The organism is Streptosporangium sp. G12, assembly GCF_052983175.1.
On record NZ_JBRIQO010000005.1, the window covers coordinates 274,424 to 291,184 of the forward strand.

Sequence of the window (16,761 nt, forward strand, 5' to 3'; positions counted from 1 at the left end):
CTACACTCGGCGACCGGTGGGCTGCATAGCGTACCGAATCGGAGGGATCTCGGTGAGAGATGGCGTCGCCGGGCCCGCGGGTCAGCCGACCGGATCCGCGATGGGGCCTGGCGGGCCCGGAGCACACCCGGGCTGGTCCGGGACCATCTCCCGGAGAGCCGGGGTCACCTCCCGGCGAGCCGGGTCACTTCCCGGCGAGTTCGTCCACGGCGGCGCGCAGGTCGGCGCTGGTGATGGTGGTCAGGTCGGCGGCGCTGGCGGTGGCGCCGCCGAGGGCGGCCAGGCGGACGTCCCTGCGCATCGCGGCGCGTTCGAAGAGCGAGCGCGCGAACCTGCCGTTGCCGAGACCGTCGATCAGGCCCTCGTCGCAGACCCAGGTGAAGACCTCGGCCAGGTCGCGGCGGGCGGCGTCGTCGAACCTGTCGCCCGACTCGTCGGCGAGCAGCACCGCGATCTCGGTGAGCTCTCCCGGGGAGTACGAGGGAAACTGCACCCGCTGGTTGAACCTGCTGCCCAGGCCCGGGTTGGACGACAGGAAGGCGTTCATCTCCCGCTCGTACCCGGCCAGGATGATCACCAGCCGGTCGCGGTCGTCCTCGGCCCGCTTGAGCAGCGTCTGCACGGCCTCGGCGCCGAAGGCGTCACCCCCGCTGTAGCCGGAGTTGACCAGGCCGTACGCCTCGTCGACGAACAGCACCCCGCCGAGCGCCCGGTCGACCAGTTCGTTCGTCTTGATCGAGGTGGCGCCGAGGTGCTGGCCGACGAGGTCGGCCCGCTGGGCCTCCACCACGTCGGGCTGGGCGAGCAGGCCCAGCGCGGCGAAGATGCGGCCCAGGATGCGGGCCACGGTGGTCTTGCCGGTGCCGGGCGGCCCGGCGAAGACGAAGTGCCGCATCTGCGGCGGCGTCGGCAGCCCTCGCTCCTGGCGCATCTTCGCCACCCTGAGCTGCGCGGTGATCGCGTGCACCTGCCGCTTGACCGGCTCCAGGCCCGCCATGCGGTCGAGGTCGGCCAGGGCCTCCTCGAGGGAGGGGGCGACCTGGTAGCCCCGGTAGCGGGCGGTGAGCTCGTCGAAGGCCTTGACGACGTCGCTCTCGACCGTGGTGACCAGGTCCTCGGTGGTGGGCGCGCCGCCCGCCCCCACCACGCGCACGTCCCTGGCCTGCGCGACGGCCTCCACGAGACTGCGGACGAACCGGGCGTTGCCCAGGTCGTCGACGATCGCGCGCCGGTGGATGTCCTCGAAGCGGGCGAGCAGGGCGGGCGCGGCCTCGGGCGCCATCCGGTCGCCCCGGCGCCGCTGCAGCAGTTCGGTGATCTGGAGCAGTTCCTCGGGGGCGTAGCTGGGGAAGCGGACCCTGCTGGAGAACCGGCTGGACAGGCCGGGGTTGGACGCCAGGAAGGTGGCCATCTCCTTCTCGTATCCGGCCAGGATGACGATCAGCCGGTCGCGGTCGTCCTCGGCCCGCTTGAGCAGTGTCTGCACGGCCTCCGCGCCGAACCTGTCGGGCTGGCCGTCACCGGAGTTGATCAGGCTGTACGCCTCGTCGACGAACAGCACCCCGCCGAGCGCCCGGTCGACCAGCTCGTTCGTCTTGATCGCGGTGGCCCCGAGGAACTCCCCCACCAGGTCGGCCCGCTGGGCCTCCACCACGTAGGGGGTCTCCAGCAGGCCGAAGGCATAGAAGATCTTCGCGACGGTCCTGGCCACGCTGGTCTTGCCGGTGCCCGGCGGGCCGACGAACACGAAGTGCCGCATCGGCGGCTCGGTGGAGTATCCGGCCTCCTTGCGCAGCCTGGCCGCCTCGATCGAGGCGGCGATCGAGCGGACCTGCTCCTTCACCGGGGCGAGGCCGATCATGGCGTCCAGCTCGCCGAGCGCCTCCTCCACCGAGATGGGCGGCGGCGCGTCCCGCTCGCCGGCCCCCTGGGCGGAGGGGAGGTGGCCACCCTCGCGGACCCGGAGCCCGGCCTGGTGCCGCTCCCCCGCCTCCAGCACGACCCGCGCCCGGCGGGCCTGCAGGAACCGGTGGACCAGCACCCCGGCCGCCACGGCGTACGCGGCCCAGATGGCCGGGTACGCCCCGACCCCGGGGACGACCACGCCGAGCAGGACGGCCGTCAGCCCGGCGGGTACCAGTGCCATGACCGTGGTCACCCACGGGGGGACCCAGCGGATGAGGTGGGCGGCTCCGGCGACCAGGGGGCCGAGGAGCATCAGCGCCGTCGGGATCGGCGAGTTCAGGCCGAAGACGACGGTCTGGAAGATCAGGTTTCCCGCCAGCCAGCCGAGCACCACGAGCAGGGTGGCGGCCGCGCGGGGGAAGCTCAGGGTCAGCGCCGCGAAGCCGAGCAGCGTCAGCGTGACGAAGATCGTGTTGAGGATCGGCCAGCCGAGTCCCAGCGCCAGCCCGACCGCTCCGGCCAGCACCGCGACGTAGATCAGCCTGCGCAGGGGCGGCGAGAGCCGGAAGTATCCCAGCCGCACCTGCTCGAACAGATCCCGTGCCGCCGCGCGCCCCGCCGGACGGGCCCTGCTGGATTCCCGCATCACGCCTCCCCGGTCCGCCCCCGGTTATACCGCAACAAGGGGACGTTTGCGCGTGCCTGAGGGTCACGCCACGCCGTCGCGCGGGCACGATCAGATATACGGATGAGAACGGATGAAACCAGCGTCCGAGGCAGCAAGCTCGCCCCGCGCCGTCCCTCCGGCCCCACACTTCCCTGTGCCGCCGCCGCGCCCCGCGCGCGGCGGCCCGCGCCCGCGTTCCCCGCGGGTGGCACGGCCCGGTCCCGGCCGCCGGCCGTCGCCCGTCCGCACGGGGAGACACACCGGGAGACGGGCATGGAAATGTCACCGCCCGGCAAGGCGGCACGGCGCTCCGGGAGGGAGGCTCAACCGCGGTGTGCCCGGCGCTCCGGGAGGCGGTTCAGCCGCGGTGTGCCCGGCCCTGGTGGCGGCCGGGATACTCGCCGACCACGACCTCCTTGGGAGTGATCCTCAGCAAGTCGGCCTCGGTGTCGCCGATGGCGATGCCGCGTACCTCGGCCCAGAAGCGGCGGTCGAGCGGATCGGCGACGAAGACCGCCACCCTGGGGTCGCGCTCGGCGGCCTCCCAGGCGTCGGAGGCGGCGATCAGGCGCAGCTCGCCGCTCGGGCCGACCGAGCTGACCGCGCCGACGGCGAGCGCGCGCGGGCCGCTGGGGTCGGCGTAGGCGAGCACCACTCCCCGCGCGTAGGTGAAGGCCGCGCGCACCTCCCCGCTGAGCCCCACCGGCGGCCCGGCGTCGCCGGGAAGGCGGCTCCCGCGGCCGTCGCACATGACCAGCGAGGCCCGCCACGGCCCCGGTGCGCCCCGCCACCACGCCCGTACCGACCTCGCGGCGAATATCGCCATCGGTACGGCCAGCAGCGCGATCCCGGCCCACCAGGCCCACTCGCCCACCGTGACGAGCCCGAGGGCAGGTGCCGCTCCGGCCGCGCCGAGCAGGACCGACGCCGAGGCGGACAGGGCCAGCGCCGCCGCCAGCCCGTGGTCCGAGGCCAGCGCGCGGGCGAGGCCGGGGGCCGTGCCGGCCCGGCCGCGGGCCCAGCCGAGCGCGAGCGGCACGACGAGCGCGGCCGGCGCCCAGCTCCGCTCGTCCAGCACGACGACCGCCACCACGACCGCCACCGGCACCGACCAGACCCGGCCCGCCACCAGCCAGAGGGTCACGTTCACGTCGCGCCTGGCCGTGCGGTCGCCACCGGCGGCGGCGAACTCGGCCAGCGCCCTGATCGGCCGCCCGCGCCACGCCTCGACGAGCACGCGCAGGACGAGCAGCACCGTCCCGTTGAGGAGCACCAGCCCGGCGAGACCCGCCCAGACCACCCCCTGCGCGCCCGGCACCGGGGCGGAGAGGAGGGGTGGGGCCTCCGCGGGGAGGGTGGCCACGGCCGCGACGTACGCGGCCACGGCGACCAGAGTGATCGAGACCGACATGCCGAGCCAGAGGTCGCGTACGAGCATGCGCGGCACGTACGACCAGAGCCTGACCCGGTGCGCCTGCCTGAGGGTGATCGCCAGGACCGCGAGCAACACCAGCCCGCCGCCGATCCTCGCCACGGAGGCCAGGCCGAACCCGAACTCCGCCGCGCAGACCACGACGAGGGCGACGGCCAGCAGGACGCGGGTCTGCCGCGACCACCTCTCCAGGGCGCGCCTGGCCCTGCCGGTCTCACGCGGGTCGACCGGCCAGGCGGGGTCGTGGTGGGCGCGCGGGCGTTCCCAGCGCAGCCGGGTCAGGCCGAGGTTGATCCTGGCGCCGGGATGGTCCGGCAGGCGGCGCAGCGCCTCGCGGTAGGCGGTCTCCGCGAGGTCGTACTCACCTCTCAGCAGCGCGAGGTCACCGGCGAGGACGTGCGGGTCCGGCTCCTCCGGCGCGTAGCGGACGGCTCTGGCCGCCTGGGCCCGCGACTCGCGCCAGCGCCCCGGCACCCTGCGCAGCGCGGCTCCCAGGCGCATCCGCGCGGCCCAGGAGCCCGGCGCGAGGCGTACGGCCTCCTCGGCGGCCGCCACGGCCTCCGCGTCGCGGCCGAGCCGCTCGAACGCGAGGCTGGCCAGGCGGTATCCCCAGTCCGCGCCGGACTCCGAGCGGGGGTCGAGATCCAGCGCCCTGCGGGCCGCCTCCAGCGCGGCCTCGGGCCGGTCGCGGCCCAGCCACGCGGCGGCCACGGCGCACCACTGCCGGGGGTCGGCGGGATCCCGTGGCTGCGGAACGGGGACCGAGGCGGGGTCGCGCTCGCGCTCGTGCCGGGAGTCGGCGGGGTCCCGCGGTGGCACGTGGGACCGGCCGAGGTCATACCCGTGCCGGGGGTCGGCGGGGTCCCGCGGTGGCGGGGAAACCCGGCCGGAGTCCTTCCCGTGTCCGGAGTCGGCGGGGTCCCGCAGTGGCGGGGAAACCCGGCCGGAGTCCTTCCCGTGCCGGGGGTCGGTGGGGTCCCGCGGTGGCGGGACCGGAGCGGAGTCGTTTCCGCCGGGCCCGCTCACCACGGCGGCTCACGGGCCTCGCGCTGACTCCCCACGATCGCCATGGTCCGTGCGAGATCACTTTTTGCCTAGACGACGGTATATGCCTGTATCTCTCTAGAGAGGTCGCCGACGACCTCGTGAAGGGCCGAATATTGGCCCAATCGGGGCCGTAAAACGGACATAACTACGTGAATCAATCACCCAATGCCGCCCCGGGCACTGCCCGACTTCGCCTAAGCTGCGACGCATGTTCGTCCAGGCCGGCAAATCCTGAGCGGCTCATGACCACCGTCATGGCCAGGCGCGCGGACGGCGACCCGCGGGCGTCCGGGGCCGGCCGGTGGTCGGTCCTCGCCGTCCTCTGCTTCAGCCTGCTGCTGATCGCGGTGGACGCCACGGTGCTGCACATCGCGGTACCGGCGCTGACGGCCGCCCTCGAACCGTCCTCCGTGGAGCTGCTGTGGATCATCGACGTCTACTCGCTGATGGTCGCGCCGCTGCTGCTGACCTTCGGCACCCTCGGTGACCGCTACGGGCGCAAGCGCCTGGTGCTGGCCGGATACCTGGTCTTCGGCGTCGCCTCGGCCGCGGCGGCGTTCGCGCCGACCCCGCTCGCGCTGATCTCCGCACGCGCGCTGCTCGGCCTCGGCGGAGCGATGATCATGCCCGCCACGCTCTCGATCATCCGGCAGGTCTTCACCGACCGGCACGAGCGGGCGATCGCGCTGGGCGTGTGGAGCGCGGTGGCCGCGGCCGGGGCCGCGGTCGGCCCGCTCGTCGGAGGGGTGCTCGTCGAGCACTTCTGGTGGGGCGCCGTCTTCCTGATCAACGTTCCCATCCTGGTGGTCCTGCTGCCCGTCGCGGCCAGGCTCCTTCCCGAGTCCCGCAAGCGCGCCGGCCAGCCGTGGGACGCGCTCAGCGCGTTGCTGTCGGTGCTGGGCATCCTCGGGGTGGCCTTCGGCCTGAAGGAGGCCGGGGCCGGGCATCCGGGCGGGCTGGCGGCGTTCCTGGGCGGGATTTGGCTGCTGGTCTGGTTCGTCCGCAGGCAGCGGCGGCTGGCCTTCCCCCTGCTGGACCTGAGCCTGTTCCGGCGGCGGGCGTTCCGCGCCGGGGTGGGCGCCGTGCTGCTCACGGTCTTCGCCCTGGTCGGGCTGGAGCTCATGCTCGCCCAGTATCTCCAGCTCGTCCTCGGTGACAGCCCGCTCCAGGCGGCCGTACGGATGCTCCCCCTCATGATCGCCTCGATCACGGGCGGCCTGGCCGGCGCGCGGCTGCTGCGCCGGTTCGGGCTGCGCGCCACGATGGGCGGCGGGCTGGCGCTGACCGCCGTCTCCCTCGCCCCCACCCTGACCTGGCACACCGAGGGGCACCCGGTGGCCCTGACGCTCTGCTTCGTCGGCATCGGCTTCGGCATCCAGGTCGCCCTGCTGGCCGCCTCCGACACGATCATGTCGTCCACTCCGGAGTCCCACGCTGGCGGCGCCGCCGCAATCGAGGAGACCGCCTACGAGCTGGGCGCGGGGCTCGGGGTCGCGGTGCTCGGCACGATCACCACGGCCGTGTACGCCCCCGCGCTCGCCTCGGTCCACGGCGTCGCGCCCGCGATGATGGACGAGGCCCGCCAGTCGCTCGCCTCCGCCGCGCACGTGGCGCGGGAGATCGGCGGCGGCGTGGGGGACGCCCTGCTCGGCGCGGCCCGCGTCGCGTTCGTCTCCGGCCTGCACGCGACGGTGGCGGTGAGCGTGTTCCTGCTCGGCGCCACCGCGCTGGCCGTGACGCTCCTGGTGCCCCGCCGGCCCGGTGGACAGGAGGACGACCCCTCGTGAAGGGTTTGGAAAGCCCCTGCTCGGTCATTTATCGGTCAAGCATGGGCAAGAACGGGGAATCTAACCAGAATGAGGAACCGTGCGACAAACCCTTCATGATCTTGCTTCCCTGGCGGCCAGACTGGGCGTGGGCGGGATCTTCTTCGCCAACGGCTGGCACAAGCTCGAAGCGGGCCTGAACGCCACCTCCGAGCAGTTCGCGGCCCTGGGCGCCTCCGGGGCGTACGCCTACGTGTGGGCCGCCACCACCATGCTGACGGAACTCATCGGCGGCGCCCTGCTGGTGGCCGGCCTCGCGGTGGCCGCGTGCGGGCTCCTGTTGTTCGCCGAGGCCCTCGCCGTGTTCATCCTGGCCAGCGGCGAGGCGGGCCTGCCGCTCACCGGCGGCGACGCCAAGCTGATCGTGGCGCTCGGGGCCGCCTCCATACTGCTCGCGGTCGGCGGCGCGGGCCGCCTGTCGGTCGACCACATGGTGGTGATCAAGCGCCGCGAGGCCGAGGCCGCCGAGGACTTCGCCGCCGAGGCCGAGGCCGACGACGTCATCGCCGCGCTGCGCGAGCCTGAGACTCCCCCCGCGCCCGCCCGGCCCACCGGGGGGAAGAAGCCCGGCGAGTCCGCTCCGCCCGCCTCGCAGCGGCCCGCCGGGGGACCCGCTTCGGAGGGACCCGCCTCGGAGGGCGCGACCGACACCGCGGAGTTCCCCGCCGCCACCCGTCCCCGTACGCGCACCCGCAAGCCCCCGTCCGGTGCCGCCGCGTCCGTGCCTCCCGCGACGCCCGCGACCACGCCCACGCCGGTCCCGGCGCCCGTGCCCGGCAAGACCGGCGACACCCTCGTGGCAGGAAAGAAGGACGAGCCCTCCGGGAGCTGACCATTTTTAGGCGACATACCTCCCTTTAGGGACAAGAGGCTTTCTTCTTCATTTAATGAGATTCACGGGGAGGCGCCGTACCCGCACAATGATCGGATGCGCCTCCCCGGCTGGTTCGCGGAGCGGGTCGAGCCCGCCCCGCCGGAGACCGAACTCCGCGTCTCCACCCTCGAACTCTTCTTCGACCTGGTCTTCGTCTTCACCGTCACCCAGCTCACCGGCCTCATGGTCGACGGCCTGCAGGACGGCAGGCCCGCCGAGAGCGCGCTGCGCGCGCTGCTGGTCTTCGGCGCCATCTGGTGGATGTACGCCGGTTACGCCTGGCTGACCAACGCCGTCCCGCCGACACGTCCCGCCCGCAGGGTGCTGATCCTGCTGGGCATGGCCGGATTCATGATCGTGGCACTGTCGATCCCCTCGGTGTTCGACGGCGACGGCCTGGCGTTCGCCATCGGGTACCTGCTGCTGATCGCCGTGCACGCCGGGCTGTACCTGCAGGTCACCTCGGCCTTCGCCCGGGTGCTCCCGTTCAACCTCGGCGGGGTCGCGCTCATCGGCCTGGCCGCCCTGGTCCCCGCGCCGTACACCTACCTGCTCTGGGCCGGCGCGGTGGCCCTGCTCTGGGGCAGCCCGTACTTCATCGGGCAGAAGGGCTTCAACCTCCGGGCCGGGCACATCGTCGAGCGCCACGGCCTGCTGGTGATCGTGGCGCTCGGCGAGTCGATCGTGGCGATCGGCATCGGCGCCAAGGGGCTCCACGTCGGCTTCGCCCTCGGCCTGGCGGCGGTGCTCGGCCTCGCGCTGGCCGCCAGCCTGTGGTGGCTCTACTTCGGCGGCGACGACGAGACGCGCGCCGAGCACACCCTGGAGGCGGCCGAGCCGGTGCGGCGCACCCGGCTGATCCTCGGCGCCTACTTCTACGCGCACATCCCGATGCTGCTGGGCATCGTCGCGGTCGCCGCGGGCGTCAAGAAGGCGATCGGCCACCCGGTGGACCCGTTGAAGTTCAGCGCGGCCCTCACCCTGGCCGCGGGGGTCGCCCTGTTCGTCGCGGGCGACGCCTGGTTCCGGCGTGTCCTCGGCATCGCGGGAAACGGGCTGCGGGCCGCGGGCGCGGTGGTCTCGCTCCTGACGGTCGCGCTCGGCCTCTGGTCGGCCCTCGCGCAGCTCACCGCGCTGACCGCGCTGGTGATCGCGGTGATCGTCCTGGAACGCCGCGCGGCCTCCGTCGCCGCTCCGGCTCCGTGAGGCGCACCCTCCTTTCCCGCACGTCCCGGCCCGCCGCTCCCGTACGGCGGAGCGCGCGGCTCCCCCCGTCACCGGCGACCTCGAAAAGCCCTCATCGGCCCGGTGGCGGGCCCGTCCCCGGCGTCACCCGGCGAGACCCTCGGCACGGTCCTGGGCGTCGAGGACCTCGTCGCCGTGGTCGAAGGCCCACTCGCCGAAGGCCCCGATCAGCGGCACCAGCGTCCGCCCCAGGTCGGTGAGCCCGTACTCGACCCGGGGCGGCGCCTCGGCGTAGGCCCGCCGGGAGACGAGGCCGTTGTACTCCAGCCTGCGCAGTGTCTCGGTGAGCACCTTCGCGCTGATCCCGCCGATCTCCTCGCGCAGCTCGCCGGGACGCCTGGGACCGGCGCGCAGGGCCCAGACGACGACGGCGTTCCAGGTGTTGCCGATCAGGTCGAAGGCGAGCCGGGCGCGGCAGTCGGCGAGGAACACTCCGGGGTCCTCCAGTCTTTCCGAGGCGTCACGCACCGAACGGTGCCTGACGGACTTTCTACCTTCGTCCTACACCAGCAGTCGAGCAGGGGAGGACGGATGCGCATCGGCATCCTCGGGGCGGGCCGCATGGCGGACGCGCTCGGAACGCACTGGGCCCGCGCGGGCCACGAACTGACGGTGAGCGGCCGGGACCCGGCGAAGGCCGCCGCCCTGGCGGGCAGGCTCGGACCCGCCGCGCGGGCGGGCACCTGGGAGGAGGCGGCGGTCTTCGGCGAGGTGACGCTGCTGGCCGTCCGCGACCACGCCGTGGCCGAGGTCCTGGAGGCCGCCGGGGCCGCCCGGGGGACGCTGGACGGGCGGGTGCTCGCCGACTGCGTCAACCCGGTCGTGCAGGGGCGGTTCACCCTGGCCACCGAGGGCGGTCCCTCGATGGCGCGGCGCGTCGCCGAGACGACCGGAGCCCGCGTCGTCAAGGCGTTCAACCTGTGTCACGAGGACGTCTGGCGGATGACGCCACCCGCCTTCGGCGGCGTCCCGCTGGCGGTGCCCCTCTGCGGTGACGACCCCGCCGCGCTGGCCGCCGTACGCTCCCTCGTCACCGATCTCGGATGCGTGCCGGTCGACGGCGGCGGCCTGGAACGCGCGGGCCTGCTGGAGGCGACCGCGGCGTTCATGATCGGCCTCTGGGTCGGCGGCGCGGACGCCCGCGCGGTGCTGCCACCCCTGGAGTACGCCTTCGGCGCCCCCGGCTGACCGCGTGCGCGCTGCGGTCCAACGGCGCGCGGGTCACAGGTCGCACGTCCGGGCGACCGCCGCCGTCGCCCCGGTGGCCGGGTGATCCGTCTATGCCGATCGGGGAGAGGGTTCCCGCCCTGTCGCCCGGGTGACAGGGCGGTCCTCCCTCCGCGCCGCCAGGATGATGAGCGCCCCGGCGACGGTCCCGGCGAAGAACGGGGACGGCACCAGAAGGACGCCGCCCAGCGCGCACCACGCCGCGAGGCCCCAGCCGATCCCGGCCGGCACGGCCACCCCGCGTCCGGCGAGGTGCCAGGTCAGGCAGCCCAGGAGGACCAGCGGCACGGAGAAGCTTCCCGGACCGGCCCAGAAGGCGAGGTCGTTCCGGAGGGATTCCACCGTCTTGCCGGCGCCCCCGCCCGTGAGCACGAGCGGGACGGCCGCCCACATCCCCCGGTCCACCCAGCCTGCGACGCCCTCCCTGGCGATGAGCACCGCCAGGGACAGATGCCCCGCTCCCAGCACGATCATGATCCCGCTCGCCCAGCGGAGCAGTCGCCTCCCGGATCTCATCGTGACCGTCCTTCCTCGTGCCCCGCCCCCGCGCGGGCACGATCGCGGTCGCGCCAGGCCTGTTCCCACTGCCGGGTCAGAGCCGGATAGACGATGAGATACCGGAAAGGCGCAATGGCGGCCATGTAGAGCCGCCCGAACCATCCGTTGGGCTTGACGAGGACGGCCATCCGCAGCTCGTGGTCGCCGCTCGCTCCCTGAACCCAGCCGAGATGCATCACGCCGTGCACGGTCGTGTTCGCCAGCTCGCGCGCGGCCTCCGTGTCGAGCTCGTAGACCGCCTTGAGGGGCATTCTCACGTCGTCCAGACCGCGCGGAGCGTCGCGGAGGTCGCTCGGCAGGCGGTCGCGGAGCGAGACGACCCGCGCGCCGACGCCCGCCGACGGTCTGTCCCAGCCGAGGAGCGCGCCGAGCTTCCACCGGACGGCGAACAGGAACCTCACCGGCCAGGGCTGCTTGGTGAATTCGAGCGCGGCGCGCATCGCCGCGAGCATCGTCGGGAAGTCCTCGGGCCCGGCTCCGGGGGTGCGGAACGACCACACGTCCTCGACCGTGAAGTCACTCGTGAGTTCGTGGACGCGCCATGGGCGCTCGGTATGGGCGGTCTCTGCGAGTCGCGGCACGGTTCGGCCCTTCGCTTATACGGTGCCGTATATTTCGTTTATACGGTACCGTACAACTTCAACGCGATCAATGGATGGAGCCGGATTCCCGCCGTGGCCCGTACACCACGAACCCGCTGGATAGAGGCGGGCCTCGAAGCCCTCGCCCAGGGAGGGCCCGACGCGGTCCGCGTCGAGACGCTCGCCACCCGGCTCGGCGTGACGAAGGGCGGGTTCTACGGATACTTCGACGGCCGTCCCGCGCTGCTCGCGGAGATGCTCGACGAGTGGGAGCGCCGCTGCACCAAGGAGGTCCTCGCCCAGGTCGACGCCGACGGTGGCGACGCCGCCGAGAAGATCCGGCGCGCCGGTCAGCTGACCTTCTCGGAGGACTTCCACCGGATCGACCTCGCGGTCCGGGCCTGGGCCCGCCAGGACCAGTCCGTCGCGACGCGCCTGAGGCGTGTCGACAACGAGCGCATGGAGTTCCTGCGGAGGATGTTCGGCACGTTCGTCACCGACCCCGAGGAGATCGAGGCTCGCAGCACCCTGGCGTTCGCGCTCGCGATCGGCCGCCACTTCATCGTCGTGGACCACCCCGGGCACACCAAACGCGAAGCCATCAGGCTCGCCGGAGACTACCTCCTGCGCCCGTGACGTCCCCCGGTCCGGGCAAAGCCACTCGGAAAGGGATCAGAGCTCGAAGCGGGCCACCCGGCGGAGCTTGTTCATGGCGTCCAGGGCGGCGACCTTGTAGGACTCGGCCAGGGTGGGGTAGTTGAAGACGGCGTCGACCAGATAGTCGATGGTGCCGCCGCAGCCCATGACGGCCTGGCCGATGTGCAGGAGTTCGGTGGCCCCGGTGCCGAAGACGTGCACGCCGAGCAGGGCGCGGGTGTCCGGGGAGACCAGGAGTTTCAACATGCCGTAGGTGTCGCCGATGATCTGGCCCCGGGCCAGCTCGCGGTAGCGGGAGATGCCGACCTCGAAGGGGACGTGGGAGGCGGTCAGCTCGTCCTCGGTGGGACCGATGAAGCTGATCTCGGGGATGGTGTAGATGCCGATCGGCTGCAGGTGGTGGATGCCGCGCAGCGGTTCGCCGCAGGCGTGGTGGGCGGCGATGCGGCCCTGCTCCATGGAGGTGGCGGCCAGGGAGGGGAAACCGATGACGTCGCCGACGGCGTAGATGTGCGGCACGGCGGTGCGGTAGTGCTCGTCGACCTGGATGCGGCCCCGGGCGTCGGCGGACAGCTCAGCGGCCTCCAGGGCGAGCTCGTCGGTCATGCCGTGGCGTCCGGCCGAGTACATCACCGTCTCCGCGGGGATCCGCTTGCCGCTCTCCAGCACGGTCAGCGCGCCCCGGGGGCGGCGCTCCACGGCGGCGACGGTCTCGCCGAAGCGGAAGGTCACCGCCAGGTCGCGCAGGTGGTACTTGAGCGCCTCGACGATCTCCAGGTCGCAGAAGTCGAGCATCCGGTCGCGGCGCTCGACCACGGTCACCTTGGTGCCCAGCGCGGCGAACATGGAGGCGTACTCGATGCCGATCACCCCGGCCCCCACGACCACCATCGAGTCGGGGATGTCCTGCAGCTGCAGGATGCCGTCCGAGTCGATGATCGTGTGGCCGTCGAACTCCACGGTGTCGGGGCGGGCCGGCCGGGTGCCGGTGGCGATGACGATCTTGTCGGCGGTGACCTTGGTCTCGTGGCCGTGCTCGTCGACGACGCCGATCGTGTGCGGGTCCACGAAGTGGCCGTGCCCGTTGAGCGTCGCCACGTGGTTGCGCGACAGCTGGCTGCGGATCACGTCGATCTCCCGGCCGATCACGTGCTGGGTACGGATCCCCAGGTCCGCCGCGGTGATCTCGTCCTTCACCCGGTAACTCTGGCCGTACATGCCGCGCTGGTTGAGGCCCGTCAGGTGCAGGACGGCCTCGCGCAGTGTCTTGGAGGGGATGGTGCCGGTGTTGATGCACACCCCGCCGAGCATGTTGCGCCGCTCGACGAGCGCGACCCGCCGTTCGAGTTTCGCCGCGGCGATCGCGGCCTTCTGACCGCCCGGCCCGGAACCGAGAACGAGGACATCAAAATCCCACATAGGCCCCAGTGTGAAGGTAGGAGGCGGTCTCAGCCAGACTCACGGAATACCAGATCGTGCCAGTCTCGTTAACACCGCCTCACACCGTCGGGTGAGTTCGACGTCCCCGGTGTCCGGACGGCACCGAGCGCCGTCACCGCGTCGCGGCACGGGCCGCGACGCGACTCCGGAACCTCACACCTCCGCGGCGACCCGGTCCACGATCGCGGTCGCCCCCTCCTTCCTCGCGCAGTGGGCGCAGCAGAACCAGTGCTGCCCCGCCGCGACACCGTGCCCGACGATCCGGACGCCGCAGTGCTCGCAGATGGGCGCCATCCGCTGGATCGCGCACTCGAAGCTGTCGAAGACGTGCACCTTGCCCTGGGCGTGCACCTCGAAGCTCATGTCGTAGTCGTTACCGCACGTTTCACAGCTCGCCATGTTTCCCCCCGAAAATCATCGGCATTCCCAGGGAAAGTCGTACCCAGGTATCCGCAGGTCAGACAATCCGTCCCGCCACGATCACCCCGGCGGCCAGCAGCGCCAGCACCGCCAGCGCGACCGGCAGCAGGGGAAGCAGCCGGGCGAACCTCTCGCGCGCCACGAGGCGGGCGCGGTCGGCCTCGATCCACTCCCCCAGCCGTGGCCAGGCGTACGGAAGCGCCTGGTGGACCAGACGCGTCCCCTCCCGCCGATGCGCGACCAGCCCCGCGAAGCCGCGCAGGACGCGCTCGGATCCGGCGGGCACCCTGGCCTCGCGGGCGACCGGCTGGCCGTCGGGGGCGATGGCGACGAGTCTCAGGAACACCGCGGGCGCGCGCTCCCGGTCCGCCGGGCCGAGCGCGGCGTACGCGGACTCGGCCAGCGCCCCCAGCCCGGGGTCGTCGCAGGCCGTACGGATCCGGGCCGCCATCTCGGTCCCCGCCCGCAGCAGCGCGGCCGTCCCGGGATCCGGGGCGCGCCCGGGGAGCAGGGCGATCAGCAGGTCGCGGGCGGCCGGCCTGGAGTGGGGGTCCTTGGCGAGCGCGGCGGCGGCCAGCGGCCGCAGGAGCCGGGGCAGCGGGCCCAGGTCGGGGTCGAGCGAGAGGATCCGGTGCATCACCGCGCCCAGGCTGCCCGCCGCGAACGGGTCCTCGCCGGTCGCGGCGTACAGCACGATCCCGCCCCAGGCGAACACGTCGGCGGCCGTGCCCGCCGCGCCGCCGGTGAACACCTCGGGCGCCGTGTACGACGGCACCCGAGCCCTGAGCCCGGTGGCGGTCAGCGACATCACCCGCCCGGGGGCCGTCCCGAATCCGATGACCCTGGGACCGTCCCCGCCGAGGATCACGTTGTCGGGCGTGAGGTCGCGGTGGACCACCCCGGCGTCGTGAAGGGCGGTCAGCGCGGTGGCGATCGCGGCCGCGAGGCCGTGCAGGTCGTCGCCGCCGAAGACCCGCCCGGCCCGGCGCAGGCTGGGGCCCTCCACGTACCGGCTGACGATGTACGGCCTGGGTCCGTCGAGGTCGGCGTCCAGCACGCTCGCCGTGCAGGACGAGGCGACACGGCGGGCGGCGGCGGCCTCGGCGGGCGCCTCACCTCCCGGGCGGCCGTGCAGGACCGTCACCGCGACCCGCTCCCCGCCCTGGCCGTACCCCTCGTAGACCACGCCCAGGGCGCCGGCCCCCAGCCGTCCGGCGAGACGGTAGCCGCCCAGCCGCCAGGGATCGCCCACGATCAACTCCCGCGCCACTCTCATGCGGTGTTTGATGCGACCCGCGGAAAAAATGTTTCCCTCGACGAGGACGAACGTCGGGTCGCCCCGGGCTCTCGAGGAGCGCCCGGTGTTCCCGGTCCCTTCGCCCGGCCCCGGCCGGCCCGCGCGCCTCCCCTCAGGTACACCCGGCCGGGCCTCACGGGCCGGCCGCGGCGGCACCTCGGCAGGGGTCGGTCCGGGGTCAGGATCGCCGGGGGGCGCGGCGCCCCGCGCGCCGGGCGAGTTCTTCGTCGTCCACCAGGGTGAGCATCGGCTTACCGGGCTCGCACAGCATCGTGACGGTGAAACGGACCGGGACGTCGTCGCGGTTGTTGCCGTCCTGATAGTGGACGACGTCGCCGCCCGGCTCCCAGAACGCCTCCCCGGCGCGGATGACACGCTCGGGCTCGCCTTCCAGCTCGAACAGCATCTCGCCTTCCATCACGTAGCCGAACGCCGGCCCCGAGTGCCAGTGCGGCGGTGTGCCGGGGTCGCCGGGCGGGAACTCGATGACCACGGTCATCACGTGCGCTCCCTCCGGAATGAACGGCGGCTCCACCTCCTGCAGCAGGGTGAGCGCCGTCTGCCACGCGGTCGATCGCGGCTCGCGCCCGGCGGGCGTCGGATCGTTGTCCTGCATGGGAGGTACCTCCGTGACGGATGGGTGATGGAGCCGGGCCCGCGCCCGGCGGGGACGCGTTATTTTCCGGTGGCGGCGGTGGCCCGGCCGGGCCAGTCCTCGTACCGGATCTCGCCGAGGATCGCGTCGTCGCCCTCCGGCACCAGGGATCCCTCGGCCAGTTCGGCTCCGAAGTAGCGCGCGTGCGGATCCGCGACCACCTCGCGCGGGTCCTCCCAGGCGGCCAGGGCGTCCAGGAAGAACCTGTCCATCCGGAACCTCTCGGGCCCGGCGACCTCGACCCTCCCGTTCACCGGCGGGCCCACCGCGACCTCGCCGACCACCCGGGCGACGTCGTCGCCCGCGACGGGCTGGTAGGACACCGGTGCCACCCGGACCGTGCCTCCGTCGGTGGCCGCGTCGGTGGCCGCGTCGGCGATGCCGCGGGTGAACTCGAAGAACTGGGTGGCGTGCACGATGGAGTAGGGGATCGAGGAGTCCTCGATCAGCTTCTCCTGGGCGATCTTCGCCCGGAAGTAGCCGCTCTGGGGCAGCCGCGCGGTTCCCACCACAGACAGCGCGACGTGGTGGCCGACGCCCGCCGCCTTCTCCGCGGCGAGCAGGTTCCGGGTGGAGGTCTCGAAGAACTCGAGGACCTCGGCGGCCTCGAAGGACGGGGAGTTCGACACGTCGATCACCACGTCCGCGCCGGCCAGGACGTCGGCGAGACCTTCGCCGGTGAGGGTGTCGACGCCGGTGTTCGGCGACGCCGCCACCGCCTCGTGGCCCTGCTCGCCGAGCCTCGCCACGAGTTTCGACCCGATCAGGCCGGTACCGCCGATCACCACGATCTTCATGACAACCCTTCCCGTCCCCCGAAGGTGCCCCTCGCCACCCGGTCACCGGCTAAGACAGGACAGCCCCACGACCTGTGACGGCTCGGCCGGAAATCCCTCCGGTAATGGATTCCCTGTGCCGGGGTGGCACAGG

At 73.0% G+C, this 16,761-nt stretch carries 15 protein-coding genes; 5 read left to right on the forward strand and 10 right to left on the reverse strand.

All coding sequences use genetic code 11. From position 1 onward, the window contains the following. Positions 1 to 184: 184 nt before the first annotated feature. Together ACVCAG_RS10310 and ACVCAG_RS10315 are read right to left on the reverse strand one after the other, a co-directional pair. Positions 185 to 2,551 (reverse strand): AAA family ATPase, encoded by a 2,367-nt coding sequence (locus tag ACVCAG_RS10310; protein ID WP_440085148.1) that lies wholly within the window; start codon positions 2,549 to 2,551, stop codon positions 185 to 187. 379 nt (positions 2,552 to 2,930) lie between these two features. After that, the gene (locus ACVCAG_RS10315; protein WP_440085149.1) at positions 2,931 to 4,823 is read right to left on the reverse strand and encodes a hypothetical protein; all 1,893 of its coding nucleotides are present in this window, start codon (positions 4,821 to 4,823) and stop codon (positions 2,931 to 2,933) included. Between the two features lie 470 nt (positions 4,824 to 5,293). Here ACVCAG_RS10315 and ACVCAG_RS10320 point away from each other — a divergent pair, with 470 nt between their 5' ends. The 3 genes from ACVCAG_RS10320 (at position 5,294) to ACVCAG_RS10330 (ending at position 8,957) form a co-directional block, all read left to right on the forward strand. Continuing rightward, positions 5,294 to 6,838: an MFS transporter gene (locus tag ACVCAG_RS10320; protein WP_440085150.1), complete on the forward strand. Its 1,545-nt coding sequence runs from the start codon at positions 5,294 to 5,296 to the stop codon at positions 6,836 to 6,838. 79 nt (positions 6,839 to 6,917) lie between these two features. Beyond that, on the forward strand, positions 6,918 to 7,709 hold the full coding sequence (locus ACVCAG_RS10325; protein ID WP_440085151.1) for a DoxX family membrane protein: 792 nt from the start codon (positions 6,918 to 6,920) through the stop codon (positions 7,707 to 7,709). A 96-nt stretch (positions 7,710 to 7,805) separates the two neighbouring features. Next, positions 7,806 to 8,957, forward strand: a complete 1,152-nt coding sequence (locus ACVCAG_RS10330; protein ID WP_447189773.1) for a low temperature requirement protein A — start codon at positions 7,806 to 7,808, stop codon at positions 8,955 to 8,957. A gap of 123 nt (positions 8,958 to 9,080) precedes the next feature. Here the strand turns inward: ACVCAG_RS10330 and ACVCAG_RS10335 are convergent, their stop codons facing one another. Continuing rightward, positions 9,081 to 9,464 (reverse strand): winged helix-turn-helix transcriptional regulator, encoded by a 384-nt coding sequence (locus ACVCAG_RS10335; protein WP_440085153.1) that lies wholly within the window; start codon positions 9,462 to 9,464, stop codon positions 9,081 to 9,083. Between the two features lie 63 nt (positions 9,465 to 9,527). Here ACVCAG_RS10335 and ACVCAG_RS10340 point away from each other — a divergent pair, with 63 nt between their 5' ends. Continuing rightward, positions 9,528 to 10,184, forward strand: coding sequence for an NAD(P)-binding domain-containing protein (locus ACVCAG_RS10340; protein WP_440085154.1), 657 nt, complete (start codon positions 9,528 to 9,530; stop codon positions 10,182 to 10,184). A 90-nt stretch (positions 10,185 to 10,274) separates the two neighbouring features. On the opposite strand, the gene ACVCAG_RS10345 is transcribed toward ACVCAG_RS10340, so the two are convergent. Both ACVCAG_RS10345 and ACVCAG_RS10350 read right to left on the reverse strand, forming a co-directional pair. Continuing rightward, a complete protein-coding gene (locus ACVCAG_RS10345; RefSeq protein WP_440085155.1) occupies positions 10,275 to 10,739 on the reverse strand; it encodes a DUF6463 family protein in 465 nt (154 codons plus the stop codon). Continuing rightward, a complete protein-coding gene (locus tag ACVCAG_RS10350; RefSeq protein ID WP_440085156.1) occupies positions 10,736 to 11,362 on the reverse strand; it encodes a DUF2867 domain-containing protein in 627 nt (208 codons plus the stop codon). Before ACVCAG_RS10350 ends, ACVCAG_RS10345 begins: the two co-directional genes overlap by 4 nt. Positions 11,363 to 11,455: 93 nt before the next feature. Here ACVCAG_RS10350 and ACVCAG_RS10355 point away from each other — a divergent pair, with 93 nt between their 5' ends. Further along, entirely contained in the window at positions 11,456 to 11,998 is a 543-nt protein-coding gene (locus ACVCAG_RS10355) for a TetR/AcrR family transcriptional regulator (RefSeq protein ID WP_447189774.1), read from the forward strand. A gap of 36 nt (positions 11,999 to 12,034) precedes the next feature. Here ACVCAG_RS10355 and sthA read toward each other — a convergent pair whose 3' ends face one another. The 5 genes from sthA to ACVCAG_RS10380 all read right to left on the reverse strand — a co-directional run bounded on the left by sthA (position 12,035) and on the right by ACVCAG_RS10380 (position 16,628). Next, a complete protein-coding gene (sthA, locus tag ACVCAG_RS10360; RefSeq protein WP_362838380.1) occupies positions 12,035 to 13,438 on the reverse strand; it encodes a Si-specific NAD(P)(+) transhydrogenase in 1,404 nt (467 codons plus the stop codon). A 174-nt stretch (positions 13,439 to 13,612) separates the two neighbouring features. After that, positions 13,613 to 13,858, reverse strand: a complete 246-nt coding sequence (locus ACVCAG_RS10365) for a hypothetical protein (protein ID WP_440085158.1) — start codon at positions 13,856 to 13,858, stop codon at positions 13,613 to 13,615. 58 nt (positions 13,859 to 13,916) lie between these two features. Further along, positions 13,917 to 15,155 (reverse strand): serine/threonine protein kinase, encoded by a 1,239-nt coding sequence (locus ACVCAG_RS10370; protein WP_447189775.1) that lies wholly within the window; start codon positions 15,153 to 15,155, stop codon positions 13,917 to 13,919. A gap of 199 nt (positions 15,156 to 15,354) precedes the next feature. Further along, positions 15,355 to 15,792 carry a cupin domain-containing protein gene (locus tag ACVCAG_RS10375; RefSeq protein WP_440085160.1) on the reverse strand — a complete coding sequence of 146 codons (438 nt, stop codon included), beginning with the start codon at positions 15,790 to 15,792 and terminating at the stop codon, positions 15,355 to 15,357. A 59-nt stretch (positions 15,793 to 15,851) separates the two neighbouring features. Next, the gene (locus ACVCAG_RS10380; RefSeq protein ID WP_447189776.1) at positions 15,852 to 16,628 is read right to left on the reverse strand and encodes an SDR family oxidoreductase; all 777 of its coding nucleotides are present in this window, start codon (positions 16,626 to 16,628) and stop codon (positions 15,852 to 15,854) included. Between the last annotated feature and the right edge of the window lie 133 nt (positions 16,629 to 16,761).